Source organism: Streptomyces sp. NPDC090022 (genome assembly GCF_044748145.1).
In the GTDB taxonomy this organism is placed as follows: Bacteria; Actinomycetota; Actinomycetes; order Streptomycetales; family Streptomycetaceae; genus Streptomyces.
The window spans coordinates 16,308-30,158 of sequence record NZ_JBIVFN010000029.1; the positions used below are offsets into that span (position 1 = coordinate 16,308).

13 protein-coding genes are annotated in these 13,851 nt (G+C 73.5%); 6 read left to right on the forward strand and 7 right to left on the reverse strand.

Features of this window, described 5'->3' with window-relative positions; translation table 11 throughout:
* Positions 1-20: 20 nt before the first annotated feature.
* Positions 21-3,293: a DUF6603 domain-containing protein gene (locus ACIPXB_RS32140; protein WP_401455641.1), complete on the reverse strand. Its 3,273-nt coding sequence runs from the start codon at positions 3,291-3,293 to the stop codon at positions 21-23.
* 481 nt (positions 3,294-3,774) lie between these two features.
* On the opposite strand from ACIPXB_RS32140, the gene ACIPXB_RS32145 reads away from it, so the two are divergent.
* Complete coding sequence (locus ACIPXB_RS32145) at positions 3,775-4,515, forward strand: class I SAM-dependent methyltransferase (RefSeq protein WP_401455644.1); 741 nt, start codon at positions 3,775-3,777, stop codon at positions 4,513-4,515.
* Between the two features lie 165 nt (positions 4,516-4,680).
* Here ACIPXB_RS32145 and ACIPXB_RS32150 read toward each other — a convergent pair whose 3' ends face one another.
* Positions 4,681-5,346 (reverse strand): TetR/AcrR family transcriptional regulator, encoded by a 666-nt coding sequence (locus tag ACIPXB_RS32150; RefSeq protein ID WP_401455646.1) that lies wholly within the window; start codon positions 5,344-5,346, stop codon positions 4,681-4,683.
* Positions 5,347-5,471: 125 nt separating this feature from the next.
* On the opposite strand from ACIPXB_RS32150, the gene ACIPXB_RS32155 reads away from it, so the two are divergent.
* The 3 genes from ACIPXB_RS32155 to ACIPXB_RS32165 all read left to right on the forward strand — a co-directional run bounded on the left by ACIPXB_RS32155 (position 5,472) and on the right by ACIPXB_RS32165 (position 8,969).
* On the forward strand, positions 5,472-6,503 hold the full coding sequence (locus ACIPXB_RS32155) for an NAD(P)-dependent alcohol dehydrogenase (RefSeq protein ID WP_401455647.1): 1,032 nt from the start codon (positions 5,472-5,474) through the stop codon (positions 6,501-6,503).
* Between the two features lie 108 nt (positions 6,504-6,611).
* Entirely contained in the window at positions 6,612-7,232 is a 621-nt protein-coding gene (locus ACIPXB_RS32160; RefSeq protein WP_401455649.1) for an HdeD family acid-resistance protein, read from the forward strand.
* 552 nt (positions 7,233-7,784) lie between these two features.
* Positions 7,785-8,969: an AAA family ATPase gene (locus ACIPXB_RS32165; protein WP_401455651.1), complete on the forward strand. Its 1,185-nt coding sequence runs from the start codon at positions 7,785-7,787 to the stop codon at positions 8,967-8,969.
* 69 nt (positions 8,970-9,038) lie between these two features.
* Here ACIPXB_RS32165 and ACIPXB_RS32170 read toward each other — a convergent pair whose 3' ends face one another.
* The gene (locus ACIPXB_RS32170; RefSeq protein ID WP_401455652.1) at positions 9,039-9,281 is read right to left on the reverse strand and encodes a hypothetical protein; all 243 of its coding nucleotides are present in this window, start codon (positions 9,279-9,281) and stop codon (positions 9,039-9,041) included.
* Between the two features lie 87 nt (positions 9,282-9,368).
* On the opposite strand from ACIPXB_RS32170, the gene ACIPXB_RS32175 reads away from it, so the two are divergent.
* Positions 9,369-9,734 carry a hypothetical protein gene (locus tag ACIPXB_RS32175; RefSeq protein ID WP_401455654.1) on the forward strand — a complete coding sequence of 122 codons (366 nt, stop codon included), beginning with the start codon at positions 9,369-9,371 and terminating at the stop codon, positions 9,732-9,734.
* A 117-nt stretch (positions 9,735-9,851) separates the two neighbouring features.
* Positions 9,852-10,646, forward strand: a complete 795-nt coding sequence (locus ACIPXB_RS32180; RefSeq protein ID WP_401455656.1) for a rhomboid-like protein — start codon at positions 9,852-9,854, stop codon at positions 10,644-10,646.
* A 19-nt stretch (positions 10,647-10,665) separates the two neighbouring features.
* Here the strand turns inward: ACIPXB_RS32180 and ACIPXB_RS32185 are convergent, their stop codons facing one another.
* The 4 genes from ACIPXB_RS32185 to ACIPXB_RS32200 all read right to left on the reverse strand — a co-directional run bounded on the left by ACIPXB_RS32185 (position 10,666) and on the right by ACIPXB_RS32200 (position 13,816).
* Positions 10,666-10,938, reverse strand: coding sequence for a hypothetical protein (locus tag ACIPXB_RS32185; protein WP_401455657.1), 273 nt, complete (start codon positions 10,936-10,938; stop codon positions 10,666-10,668).
* Positions 10,938-11,492: an RNA polymerase sigma factor gene (locus ACIPXB_RS32190; protein ID WP_401455659.1), complete on the reverse strand. Its 555-nt coding sequence runs from the start codon at positions 11,490-11,492 to the stop codon at positions 10,938-10,940. The genes ACIPXB_RS32185 and ACIPXB_RS32190 overlap by 1 nt, the downstream gene beginning before the upstream one ends.
* Before the next feature lie 208 nt (positions 11,493-11,700).
* Positions 11,701-12,702 (reverse strand): type I glyceraldehyde-3-phosphate dehydrogenase, encoded by a 1,002-nt coding sequence (gene gap / locus ACIPXB_RS32195; protein ID WP_401455662.1) that lies wholly within the window; start codon positions 12,700-12,702, stop codon positions 11,701-11,703.
* A gap of 154 nt (positions 12,703-12,856) precedes the next feature.
* Positions 12,857-13,816 (reverse strand): GlxA family transcriptional regulator, encoded by a 960-nt coding sequence (locus tag ACIPXB_RS32200; protein ID WP_401455664.1) that lies wholly within the window; start codon positions 13,814-13,816, stop codon positions 12,857-12,859.
* Positions 13,817-13,851 lie beyond the last annotated feature (35 nt).

Genomic DNA, 13,851 nt, shown 5'->3' on the forward strand with positions numbered 1-13,851 from the left:
GGCGGATTCCCTCGCGTGGTTCAGATCGTCAGGGGTTCGGCGGTGAACGTGCTGTCGGCGAGCGCGGCGAAGCCGTCCAGCCGGTCGTGCGAGGGCGGTGCCACGCCGAGCGAGGCGAGTTCGGCGTGGAGGGCGTCCCGGGCGGGCACCGTGGTGGTGGCGATCCCGGCGGCGATCACCGAGACGGGGGTGGGCCGGCCCGGCTCCCAGCGCTGCGGGACGGGTCCGGTGGGCCGGTCGGCGGGGGAGACCGGCAGCGCGTCGCTGGAGTCCAGCTCCTCGAACCCGAGGGCGACGTCGGTCATCAGGCCCGGGGCCGGGCCGTCCACCGGCCCGGGTACCGTGACGCCGAGCCCGATCAGCTGATCCGGGATTAGCCCGGACTCCGCGGTGCGGGATGCCGCGGTGCCGGAGTCCGCCGGGGCACCGGTGCCCCACAACGCCTCCGGGACGTTCGCCGTGACCGGTTCGAGCCGCCAGCGCCGCTCCTCGGGAACGGACGGATCGAACGGGTCGAACGGGGCGCTGCCCAGCCGTACCGTCAGGCGGTGCACGGACTCCAGCCCGGTGACGTCCATCGGCCGGACGTCGAGCGCCTTGCCCTGCGCCCGCCCGGACCCGGCCGTCGCCTCCGAGGCCGGCAGGGCGGTGGCGGTGGCGAAGGAGAAGCCGTCGGCGGAGACCACCCAGCGGTCGTCCCCGGCGTTCGCGCGCCGGGCCCGGACGCTCTCGTCCTCGGGCAGGATCCCGGTGAGCGGGGTGATGCGCAGCATCTGGTCGCGTGCCGGGAGCTGTTCCTGCATCTCCGCCCAGCCGACGGGGTCGGGTGTGCGCGCGCCGCTCGCCCCGAACGCCACGTCGAAGTCGATGCACCACAGATGGACGGTGGCGATACCACCCACCGGCGGCCCCCACAGGTCGAGGTCGACGCCGACCTCGCCGCGCACGGTGAACAGCCACAGGTCGACAGCGAAACCGATGCGCACTCCGACGCCGAGCCGGAAGTGGAAGGGCTTCCACTGGATCAGCACGTCCATCCGGGCGGTCAGCCACGCGTCGACGATCCCGGAGTGGAACGACACCTCCAGCCGTCCGCCGGCCATGAACGCCGAGGGGGTCAGCGCGCAGTACGCCTCGCCGCGGACGGTGACGCAGTCGGAGATGCCCCACGTGTAGCCCAGCCGCGGCACCACCGGGTAGTGGGCGGGCGGCTCGAAGTCCCGGTGGTACCCGCCGAGGGTGAAGACGAAGTCGCCCTCGTGCGGCCCGGCGAACCAGGTCCGGTACGCGAGCCCGCCCGTCAGCCGGCACTCCGGGTCCAGGACGTACGACTGCGGCGTCAGCTCCGCCGCCAGCGCCAGCATGCCGTCGCGGGAGGTGTACAGCGCCTGGAGGGCGAGCTGGACCTGGGCGTACGTGGGCCCGCCGGAGCCGCGCCGCACCGGGAACGCGGCGGTGGCCAGCCCCAGGACGGCGACGGTGAACTCGTCGCCGAACTCGACCAGGGCCAGCGCCTGGCCCTGGACCAGCTGGAAGACGGTGAAGTCGAGGCCGAAGGCGAACCACACCCGGCCCTGGGCCGGGGCCAGCCAGGGGGGACGGCCGCCCGTGCCGTCGAGGAGATCGTCCAGGACCTCCAGGGGCGGGCGCTCCTCACCGCCGTGGCCGAGCTCGGAGATGAAGGGGAAGTACGGGGTCTCGGCCGGCGCGGGGACCCGGACCGCGCTGTTGTACCCGAAGCCGGCGGCGATGCCGCGGATCTGGAACGGCGGCGGCCCCAGGCCCTTGCGGCCGGCCAGGACCCCGTACAGGAACAGGGACGGGTAGCCGCCCTCGGCGCGGGCATAGGCGCCGAGCACCTTGATGGCGGCCACCCGCGCCTCGATCACGGCCATGCCCGCGAAGAGCATGTCGTACGGCGGCTCGGACTCCTTGACGAGGAAGGCGCCGCCGATCTTGAGCGGTGGCACGTCGTAGGTGAGCCCGAGCCCGCTGAGGGTGGGCCGGAAGGACCACTCCCCGCGCCCCAGGTCGACGGTGAACCCGAGCTCGGAGACGCTGAGTTCGATCCCCCCGGCGTCGAGCGTGGCGTCGAGGGCGATCCGGGCGGTGCCGTCCGCGTACGACAGCCCGATCTCGGCGACGCGCAGCGGGCCGAACTCGGCGTCGACGGGGACGCTGGCCCGGGCCGTCTCGTCCTGCGGCTCCTGCGGCTCCTGCGGCTCCTGCGGCTCCTGCGGCTCCTGCGGCCCCTGCGCGCGCCGGGCGAGCTGCCCGCGCGGCGGCGGGGAAGGGGCCGGCGTGGGCGGCGGGGCCGGCTGGCGGCGGCGCAGCGGATACACCAGGCCGTAGTTCTTCACAGTCGTGGCGATGCCGGCGGAGACGGCCAGGGACGCGCCGGCGGTCAGGGCACGGCTGGGCAGGCCCAGCTGGACACCGACGTTGCCCATCAGGTCGTTGAGGCTCTTGACCTTGCGGACGGTCAGCGCAGCGGAGAGGTGGAACGCCTGGAGGCCCGCGAACACGAGATCGCCGTCGACGGGGGCGTGGTCGCCGACCGACGGCAGGTCGCCGAGCCCCGCCTCGTACACCCCTTGCAGCAGGACGGCACGCATCCGGGGCCCGGCCGTGCCGGTGCCGGCCCGCTGCGGCAGCGAGGCGAAGGCGAGCTGGACGTGTTCGGTGCGGGCCGAGAACACGAACGCCCGCTTGTGCTTGTCGTACGCGAACGCCACCTGGGTCAGGACGGGAACCAGCGCGTCCGGGAGGCCGGCCGGTGCGCTGCCGATCGCGTGGGCGACGTCGTTCCAGGACACACCCTCCTCGGAGGACCAGTCCCCGACGAGCGTGGTGTCCTGCATGGAGGCGGTGAACTCCATGGTCTTGCGTTCGCCGTCCGCGCCGGCGAAGGCGAGCACGAGCGCGGCGGACAGCCCCTGCGCCCCGGCGGACAGCACCAGGTGCGGGGCGAAGTCGTCCTCCTCGCCGGAGTCGGACTCGGTCGCCGGCAGGGTGAAGTCCAGCGACATCCCGGTCACGGTCTGGGCGGGATCGACCGTGAAGGAGACGAGCACCGGACAGGGCCCGAGGACGACCTCGAACGAGTACGTACCCGTGACGGTCACCTCGCCACGGTTGGGTATCGAGCCGCCCACGGTGAGGTCGGAGGTGGCCAGCCAGGTCTCCAGCAGCGGGCCGATGCCGGGGATGTCCCCGAGCTGCTCCACGGGCAGCAGGAAGTCTCCGCCGTCGTTCGGAAACAGGTCGAGCAGGTCTTTGAGCGACAACGCCATGGGTTCTCCCGGGCAGGCCTGGGCGGGATGCGTGGAACCAGCCCGCATCCTGGCAGCGGGGATCGGGCGCCGTGGGATGTCGCGACAAGTGGTGATGTAAACGGACTACTTCCGGTCGCCCGCCACAACGGACCGGGCAGCGCCACCGGTGCACCGGGCGGCACCACCCGTGCACCGGGCATGCCGACGGCACAAGTCTGACGGGGTTGCCCGCGGCACGGCGGCCCCCGGGCGCGGACGACGCGAAATCGCCGGGCGCGCCACGGGGCGCACGGACGGCACCGGGGGGTGCGCGCGGCCCGGGCGTCCGGGCACCGCCCGCCCTTCACGACCGGGCCCTCGTTTGGACGCATCTCGGTGCCCGTCCCGGCAGGTTGGTAGGTTCCGCCCGTACGAAGTCCTTTGGATCTTGGAGAAGACTTCTCGGCGAGGGCCGCGGCTCGTTGTGGGAGCCGACGCCACAAATCGAGGGGGAACCACGATGAGTGGTCAGTTGTACGACGGCATCGGTGAAGCCTTTGAAGGCTTCAAGACCCTGCCCGTCATCCGCCATGCCGAGGTACCGGGCTTCCTCGCCCTGATCGGCGACGTCACCGGCAGGTCCGTGCTCGACGTCGCCTGCGGTACCGGCTTCTACAGCCGCGAGCTCAAGCGCCGCGGGGCCTCCCGCGTCCTCGGGTTCGACATCTCCAGTGCGATGATCGACGCGGCCGAGGACCGCGAGCGGTCCGAGTCCCTCGGCATCGACTACGAGGTCGCCGACACGGCGACCCTGCGCACGTTCGACCAGCCCTTCGACATCGCCGTGGCCGTGCAGGCGTTCAACTACGCCGGCGATGTCGCCGAGATCGAGCGGATGATGCGCAACATCCGGCGCAGCCTGGTGGAGGGCGGCGCGTTCTTCCTGTTCGTGATGGACCCGGCGTTCGACTTCGACGGCCCGTCGCTGGCCCCGTACGGGTTCCTGTGCGAGGCGACGGGCAAGGACAACGAGATCGGCCGGGGGATCCGGCTCACGGCCCTGCTCGACCCGCCGGTCTCGTTCGAGGCCACGACGCCGTCGAAGGAGACGTACGAGCAGACGCTCACGGCGGCCGGGTTCACCGGGATCGAATGGGTCCGGCTGGACGTCTCGGACGCCGGGGTGGCCGAGTTCGGCGAGGAGTTCTGGGCGGACTACGCCGCGAACCGGCCGCTGACCATGATCCGCTGCACCGCCTGACCGACGGTGCCCGGCACGAGCCCGGCCCCCACGGGGGCCGGGCTCGCTCGGCGGGCCGTCGCCGCCGGGGCGAAGCTCCCGCCGGCGCAGGCCGCCCCGGCCCTCCCCGACACCGCAGGCGACCAGGCCCCGTAGGCCTTGCGCGGACCGCCCGGTGCCGGCTCGTCAGCCCGCAGCCTGCTGGAGGCCGTCGAGGATCAGCTCCAGTCCGTAGGCGAACTCGTCGCCGTAGGCGTACCCGGGACGCATGACGTGAGCGGTCGCGATCTCGGTCAGGTACGGGTACGCGCCGTCGTCGAAACCGCCCATGATGGAGCCCGCCAGTTCGGCGGTCTCCTCCGGGGAGCCGAAGGGCAGGGTCTTCTCCTGCAGGGCGAACCCGTAGATGTAGCTGTCGAGGACCGAGACGGCGTGGGCGGTCAGCGTGAGCGTGAACCCGCCCTGACGCAGGCAGCCGAGCACCGCGTCGTGGTGGCGCAGCGTGGCCGGTCCGGGAGTGGACCGCGACTCCATCAGCCCGATCGCCCAGGGGTGGCGGGCGAGCACCTGGCGCATGGAGACCGCCCGCTGCCGCATCGCCGGCCGCCAGTCGTCGCCCGGCGCGGGCAGCTCGACCTCACCGAAGACCAGGTCCACCATGCCGTCGAGCAGGTCCTCCTTGTTGGCGACGTGGTTGTACAGGGACATCGCCTCGACTCCGACGGCCTCGCCGAGCTTGCGCATGCTGAGCGTCTCCAGGCCGCCGGCGTCGGCGAGCCCGACGGCGGCCCGCAGCACCCGCTGCCGGGTGAGCGGCTCGCGGGTCGGCTGCGCGGGGGTACGGGGGGTCACGTGGACGGTCACTTCCTCTCATGGTCTCCCGGCGTTGACGAGCTTACGCCGTAAGTGCTGTACTTACGGCGTAAGCCTGCACTTACGCCGTAAGTACAGCAGAGATGGAACCGGGAGCAGCACCGATGCGGAACACGAGCGGGTCGATAGCGACCACCGGTGAGACCGAGACGATGGCGGCTGTCGTGCAGGAGCGCTACGGCACCGAACCCGAGGCCGTGCTGCGCACGGCGCGACTGGCCCGGCCCCGCGTCGGACCGGGCCAGGTGCTGGTACGGGTGTGCGCCTCCAGCGTCGACCGGGGCACCTGGCACATGATGGCCGGTCTGCCGTACGCGGTCCGGCCCGTCAGCGGGATGCGCAGGCCGAAGCTCCCCAACCCCGGCCGCAACGTCGCCGGTGTCGTCGAGGCGGTCGGCCCCGGAGTGACGGGGTTCGCACCCGGCGACGAGGTCTACGGCACGGCACCCGCCGCGTTCGCCGCGTACGCCGTCGCACGCCCCGACAGGATCGCCCCCAAGCCCGCCGGACTCACCTTCGAGCAGGCGGCGACGGTGCCCGTCAGCGCGCTCACCGCGCTGCAGGCCGTCCGCGACAAGGGCAGGGTCCGGGAGGGCCGGCAGGTCCTGATCACGGGAGCCGCCGGCGGCGTGGGAACCTTCACCGTCCAGCTCGCGCACGCCTTCGGCGCCCAGGTCACGGCGGTGGCGAGCACCCCCAAACTCGACTTCGTACGGGCGCTCGGCGCCGATCGCGTGATCGACTACACGCGCGAGGACTTCCTCGCCGGCCCCCGTCGCTACGACACCGTCATCGACATCGCGGGCAACCGCAGCCTGCGGGACCTGCGCCGCGCCCTCACGCCCCGCGGCACGCTGGTCATCACCGGCGGTGAGACGGACGGACCCTGGCTCGGCGGCACCGACCGGCAGCTCCGCGCGCAGCTGCTGTCCCCGTTCACCCCACAGCACCTCGGCACGTTCATCTCCTCCGAGCACGCCGACGGACTGCGCGACCTCACCTCGCTCATCGACGCGGGCACGCTCAGCCCCGCCGTGGACCACGTCTACCCGCTCACCGAGACCGCCGCGGCCGTCCGGCACCTCCTGGACGGCCGGGTCATGGGCAAGCTGGCGCTCACCCTGACCGGCGACTGACGCCGCGGCGGTCCGGCGCCGGCGGCCGGGGGTCGCGGACCTGCCGGAACGGCGGGGCACACCCTACCGCCCTAAAATGGGGCAAAGGTTAACAAGGTGGGAGGCGTGATGACCGTATCCCCCGACGCGGCCCCGCACCGCGCGCAAAGCGATCCCGAGGACGCTCTCAAGCAGCTCGGAGGTTCGTGGCACTGGGCGCTCGGCCTCGCCCTCGCGACCCTCGTCCCCGGCATTCTGGTGCTGGTCTGGCCCGACGAGACGCTGCACATCCTGGCCGTGATCATCGGCCTGCAGTTCCTGGTCGCGGGTGCCTTCCGCTTCGTCGCGGCCTTCTCGCACAGCGGCGACGGCGGCGGCAGCAGGCTGGCCGGCATCCTGATCGCCATGCTGGCGTTCCTGGCAGGCGTCCTCGTACTGCGCCATCCCATGCAGACGATCGGCGCACTGTCGCTCATCGTCGGGGTGTTCTGGCTGATGACCGGCGTGCTCACGGCGTACGTCGCGATCGCCGACCGCGCCCTCATGCACCGTGGCCTGCTCTTCGGCCTCGGCGTCCTGGGCGCCGTCGCCGGCATCGTGGTGCTCTGCTTCCCGGTGGAGTCGGCGGTCGCCCTGACCCGCCTGCTCGGACTGTGGCTCGTCCTGCTCGGCGTGTTCGAAGTGGTCATGGCCTTCGCCCTGCGCTCCGCCACCCGGGGCATCACCCCCGCACCCGAGCCCCGGGGGTGAGGCCGCCCCGCGGCCCGACGCCGTCGTGCGGGGCGATCGCGAGCATCGCGATGTCGTCGTGCAGGCTGCGCGCATGGCGGGGCAGATCCGTGTCGAGGAAGTCGACGACATCGGCGGGCCGGGGTCGGGGCGGCCGCCGAAGCGGTGGAACGGCCTCGCGGAAGCCGGAGGAAACTCACCGCCCACTCCTCCTGGAGGGTCGCCTCCAGGAGGAGGGCCAAGGCCACGTACACGAACGGCAGCCACCGCATCCACGCGGGCGGCGCGGGCGGTACGAAGCCGTCCTGGTCCGCGGCGACCGCGAGGGGCCCCTCCGGGCGACGGGGCGTCACCGTCCGTCCCCGCGCGCCGTCCGCGGCGCCGCCCGCCGACGGGCGGGACCTGAACACATGGGCCTCCTGGCGCGAGGGTGACCGACGGTCACGGCGTGGGGAGCGAGCGGGGCCCGATCCGGCCATGACGCCGAACGCGGCAGGTTGCCCGGCCACCGCGGGGGCGGGGTCGCGGGGCACGGTCCGCCCGTCGGACGCGGCGACCCGGCATGATCGATGTGTGATCACCACACTTGCCGTCGAGAACTACCGTTCCCTGCGCCGACTGATCGTCCCGCTCGGCCGGCTCACCGTCGTCACCGGGGCCAACGGCACGGGGAAGTCCAGCCTCTACCGTTCGCTGCGCCTGCTCGCCGACTCCGCCCGGGGCGGCGCCATCGCCGCCCTGGCCCGGGAGGGCGGCCTGCCCTCCACCCTGTGGGCGGGCCCGGAGAACCTGGGCCGCGCCGTCCGCGAGGGGCGGGCCCCGCTCCAGGGCACGGTCCGCACCGAACCGGTCAGCCTGCGCCTGGGCTTCTCCGGGGACGAGTTCGGATACGCCGTGGACTTCGGCCACCCCGTCCCGGTCGCGGGCTCCCTCTTCACGCTCGACCCCGAGATCAAGCGCGAGTGCACCTGGTCGGGCCCCGTCCTGCGGCCGGCGGCGATCCTGTCCGACCGGTCGGGGCCCGCCGTACGCACCCGCACGGCGGACGGGGGCTGGCACCGTACGCAGAATGCGCTGCGCCCCTACGACTCCATGCTCAGCGAGCTCGCGGACCCGCAACTGGCCCCCGATCTGCTCGCCCTGCGCGAACGCATCCGGTCCTGGCGGTTCTACGACCACCTGCGTACCGACGCCGACGCCCCGGCCCGCACTCCCCGGGTCGGCACCCGCACCCCGGTGCTGGCCGCGGACGGCTGCGACCTGCCGGCCGCGCTCCAGACGATCCGGGAGACCGGCGACGCGGCCGCGCTGGACGCCGCCGTCGAGGCCGCCTTCCCCGGGACCCGGGTCTCCATCACCGACCAGGACGGCCGCTTCGGCCTGGAACTCCACCAGGACGGCCTGCTGCGCCCGCTGGGCGCGGCCGAACTCTCCGACGGCACCCTGCGCTACCTGTTGTGGGTGGCGGCCCTGCTCACCCCGCGCCCGCCGGCGCTGATGGTCCTCAACGAACCGGAGACCAGTCTCCACCCGGATCTCCTGCCCCCGCTGGCGGACCTGATCCTGACGGCCGCCCGGGACACCCAGACGGTGGTCGTCACCCACGCGACGCCCCTGGCCGAAGCCCTGGCGAAGGGCACCCGCCGGCACCGGGTGGACCTGCGGACGGTCGAACTGATCAAGGAGTTCGGCCGTACCGAGGTCGCGGGCCGCGAAGGGCCGCTGGACGAGCCGCTCTGGTACTGGCCGAAGCGCTGACGAGGGAGGACCGCCGCCCGCAGCCGGCACCGGGCTCGGCGTGCGGGTGCGAATGGGGGTGCGGGTGCGTCAGCGCACGTCGATACGGAGATGGGCGCGGGCCGTCTCGAACAGCTCGGTGATGCCGGAGCCCTGGGCCATGTGCCTGTCCTCGGCCAGGAGTTGGTAGACCTGCCCGTTCTCGCCCGCGACGAAGAGCTCGACCCGGCGGGAGGGGGCGCTCTCGCCCTGCCACCGGAAGTCCATGTCGAGCCGGACGGCGGCACGCCCGTGGTGGTCGACCGGGTGGGAGGCGGACGTGAGGCCGGCCATCCCTTGATCCGCCAGCCGTCGGGCAGCGCGAGCGAGGCGGCCAGCGCGCGTACCTCCGTACGGTGCCAGCCCGCCGGAGGCGGCTGCGTGACCGTGGGGAAGGCGGTGGGCGGCGTACTGGGTGCGGCGGTCGGCGTGCCGGCGGGACCGGCGGCCGGGGGAGTGACGGCCGGGGGAGTGACGGCCGGCCGGGACGAGGGCGGGGCGGTTGCCGTGGGAGCGGCCGTGGGTGTGTCGGCGGGCGGCGCCGACGGCGTACGGGACGCGCTGCCCGAGCCGGTCAGTCCGAAGATGCCCAGCAGGAGGGCCGCCAGCGCCGTGGCGGCGGAGACCACGGCGGCCAGCTCCGCCATCCGCCGGGTCCGGCTGGTGCGCCCGCCCGTGCCGCCGTCCACGTCGTCCGTCGTCGTGCCGCTCCCCGCGGGCAGGCCGTCGCTCATCACGCCCCCCTGAACCGTTCCCGCCCCATGGAAGCCATGGAAGCCGAAGAGCCGTCACCGCGGGCCGCTTTGCGGGCGGCGCGGACCCTGGCCGGTTCCGGCACCACCTCGACCTGGAGAATGCCACCGCATGAACGCTCAGTCCCTGTGGGGCCCGCTGGAACGACTGGCCCGCGCCGTACGGCAGTACCCGCGCCGCGCGCCGCTGACCCTCGCCTACGTCTGCCTGCTGCTGGCCGGCCACGCCTGGGTCGGCCACGGACCGTCCGCCGACCGGGCGGCCGCCGTGCTGGGGCACGTCAGCACCAACCTGGACAACCTGCGAGACCATCCGTGGTCCGCGCTGCCCGGCAGCGCGCTGTTCTTCGACGGCACGCTCACGGACGTCACCTCCGCCGGCTTCGTGGGTACCTTGATCACCCTGGGTCTCGGTGTCTGCTGCTTCCTGGCCTGGGCGGAGCACCGGTGGGGCACGGCGCGCGCCGCCGCCGTGTTCCTCGGCGGGCACGTCCTGGCCACCCTGCTCACCGCCGTCGTCATCACCGTCGCCCTACGGCACGGCTGGTACCCGGCGGACGTGCGGCACGCCATGGACTACGGCGTCAGCTACGGCGCCCAGAGCGTGCTGGCGGTCGGCACCCTCGCCCTGCCGCGCCGGGGCCGCCTGCCGTGGGCCGTCCTCGTTCTCGCATGGCCCCTCGGCGGCGCCGAGTGGACGACCGGGCCGCTGCCGGACTTCACCACCGTCGGCCATCTCACGGCGGCGGCCCTCGGCTTCGCCCTGCTGGGCGTTCCGGCCTTCAGACGGCAACGCATCCGCGCGACCGGGCGGGGTGCCGCCGAGGGCGACGCCGGGCCGCGCCCGGACACCGTCGCGCCCCCGACGTCACCGGCAGCCGGAGCACCGCAACGGCCACCCGCCTGAGCACCACCTCACCGCACCCCTATGTCGGGCCCCCGGAGGCCCGCCGCACCGTGCAGACGCCGTCCGAGCACGTGCGGCGCAGACGCCCGGCGGAGAGCATCTGCACGAGGCCCAGCGTCCAGCACAGCGGGCAGCCGCGCAGCGCGACGAGCCCCGCGACCGCCGGCAGCACGCTGCCCGCCCCCAGGACCGGAAGGAGCAGCACCGCCGCGGCCAGAAGGCCGAAACCCGCGGCCCCGCGCACCACGTGCCGGGGCAGCGTACTGCTGGTGAACACCCCCGGACCGGGCATCACGGCCTCCCGGGGGTGCTGTCGGCCGGCTCCAGTGCCTGCCGTACGGCCGAACGGGCCCGGTGCAGCCGGGACTTCATCGCCGCCGTGCTCAGACCGAGCGCGTCGGCGACCATCCGGCCGCTGTAGCCCTGGATGTCCCGCATGATCAGCACCTGACGCTGGTCGGGAGGCAGCGCCGCGACGGCCTGCGCCACCCGCCCCGCCTCGAGGCGCAGCAGTACGTCGTCCTCGAAGGAGGGGACGGCCTCATCCGTCGCCGGCGGCCCGTCGGTGCGGAGCATCAGCCGGGCCCGGCGCAGGCATTCGTTGCGCACGATGCGGAACATCCACGACGCCAGCGCCCCCGAAGCACGCAGCATGCCGATCTTCCGGTACAGGATGATCAACGCCTCCTGGGCGGCGTCCTCGGCGTCCTGCGGCGAGGCGCACAGGGACCGGGCGAACCGCCGCACGTGCGGATGCGACCCGGCCAGCACGGCGGCCGTCGCCTCCGCGTCACCGCACCGGGCGGCCGCGATCAGCTGCTCGCCCGGCCACTTGCCCTCAGCCACGAGCCCGCCCCCGCCGCCGCGCCAGCGTCACGACGCAGGCGCACACCAGGACCACCCCGGCGATGACAACCGCTACCACCACGACAACAACCTCCCGATACCGGCGGACACGCGTCCGCACACGTATGAGAGACACCGTCGGGGAAAAAGGATTCAAACAGAACCGGAAGGCCCCCAGGAGGCGGAAGGTCCCCAGGAGGCCTTCGGGTCAGCCGGCGGTGGCGAGGAGCGTGAGCGTGTCGATCACACGGTTCGAGAAGCCCCACTCGTTGTCGTACCAGGCGACGACCTTCACGTGGCGGCCGTCGACGCGCGTGAGCTCCGAGTCGAAGATCGACGAGGCGGGGTTGCCGGTGATGTCCGAGGACACCAGCGGGTCGTCGGAGTACTCGAGGACGCCGGCCAGCGGTCCCTCGGCCGCGGCGCGGTAGGCCTGAAGGATCTCCTCGCGCGTCACGTCGCGGGCGACGGTGGTGTTGAGCTCGACGATCGAGCCCACCGGGACCGGCACGCGGATCGAGTCGCCCGACAGCTTGCCCGAGAGGTTCGGCAGCACGAGCCCGATCGCCTTGGCCGCGCCCGTCGAGGTCGGCACGATGTTGACGCCGGCGGCGCGGGCGCGCCGGGGGTCGCGGTGCGGGCCGTCCTGCAGGTTCTGCTCCTGCGTGTAGGCGTGCACGGTCGTCATGAACCCGTGCTCGATGCCGGCGAGGTCGTCGAGTACGGCGGCCAGCGGAGCGAGCGCGTTGGTCGTGCACGAGGCGTTCGAGACGACCGTGTGCGCGCCCGGGTCGTAGGCGTCGGTGTTGACGCCGTACGCCAGCGTGACGTCGGCCCCGTCGGACGGCGCGCTGACGAGCACCTTGCGCGCACCGGCCTTGATGTGACCGCGGGCGGCCTCGGCCGACGTGAAGCGGCCGGTCGCCTCGAGCACGATGTCGACGCCGAGCTCGGCCCAGGGCAGCTGCTCCGGCTCGCGCTCGGCGAGCACCGCGATGCGGCGGCCGTCGACGACGAGTGCGTTGCCGTCGACGGTGACCGGCCGGCCGAGCCGGCCCGAGGTGGTGTCGTAGGCGAGCAGCCGCGCGAGGGTGGCGGGCTCGGTGAGGTCGTTGACGGCGACGACCTCGAGGTCGCTGTCGCGTTCGAGGAGCGCACGGAGCACGTTGCGTCCGATGCGGCCGAAACCGTTGATGGCGATGCGAGTCATGAGCGATGTCCCTTCCGTTCGCCCTCAGGTTCGCCCGCGCCGCCCGGCGGCGACAGCGGCGAGATCGCCATGGTTCGCAAGGATCTCGCCAGCCCCCGGCAGCCCTCACCCACCCCACCCCACCCACCCCACCCACCCCCACCCCCACCCGGAGTCATTCCCCCCGGGTGAAGGTGCGCCGGTACTCGGTCGGGGTGGTGCCGAGGATGCGGTGGAAGTGCAGCCGCAGGTTCGACCCCGTGCCCAGACCCACATCGGCGGCGATCTGCTCGACGCTGCGCTCCGAACGCTCCAGCAGCTCGCGCGCCACGTCGATCCGGGCCCGCATCACCCACTGCATCGGCGTGTAGCCGGTGTCCTCGGCGAAGCGCCGCGAGAACGTACGCGGCGAGACCCCGGCGTGCGCGGCGAGCGCATCGAGCGTGAGGGCCTCGCCGAGCCGGTGCAGCGCCCACTCGCGGGTGGCCGCGAACCGCTCGCCGAGCGGCTCGGGAACGCTGCGCGGCACGTACTGCGCCTGGCCGCCGCTGCGGTACGGGGCGGCGACCAGCCGCCGCGCCGCGTGGTTGGAGGCGGCCACGCCGAGGTCGCGGCGCAGGATGTGCAGGCACAGGTCGATGCCCGAGGCCGCTCCGGCCGAGGTCAGCACACTGCCCTCGTCGACGAACAGGACGTTCTCGTCGAGCTGCACGAGCGGATGCCTCGCCATGAACGCCCGCGCGTAGTGCCAGTGGGTGGTGGCCCGCTTGCCGTCGAGCAGGCCCGTGGCGGCGAGCGCGAACGCCCCGGTGGAGATGGCGGCGAGCCGCGCGCCGCGCCGGTGGGCGGCGGCCAGCGCGTCGAGGACGGCGGGCGGCGGGTCCTCGCGGTCGGGGAAGCGGTAGCCGGGGACGAAGACGATGTCGGCCCAGGCGAGCGCCTCCAGCCCGTGGGTGACGTGGTACGACAGCCCGTCGCCGCCGGTCACGAGCCCGGGCGCGGCACCGCACACCCGCACCTCGTACGGCATGCTCGCGCGGGTGCTGAACACCTGCGCGGGGATGCCGACGTCGAGGGGCTTGGCCCCTTCGAGGACGAGGACGGCGACACGGCGGAGTCGTGAGGAGGGCGGCACGAGGACGAGGGTATGCGGCGGGGCACCCGTCGCCG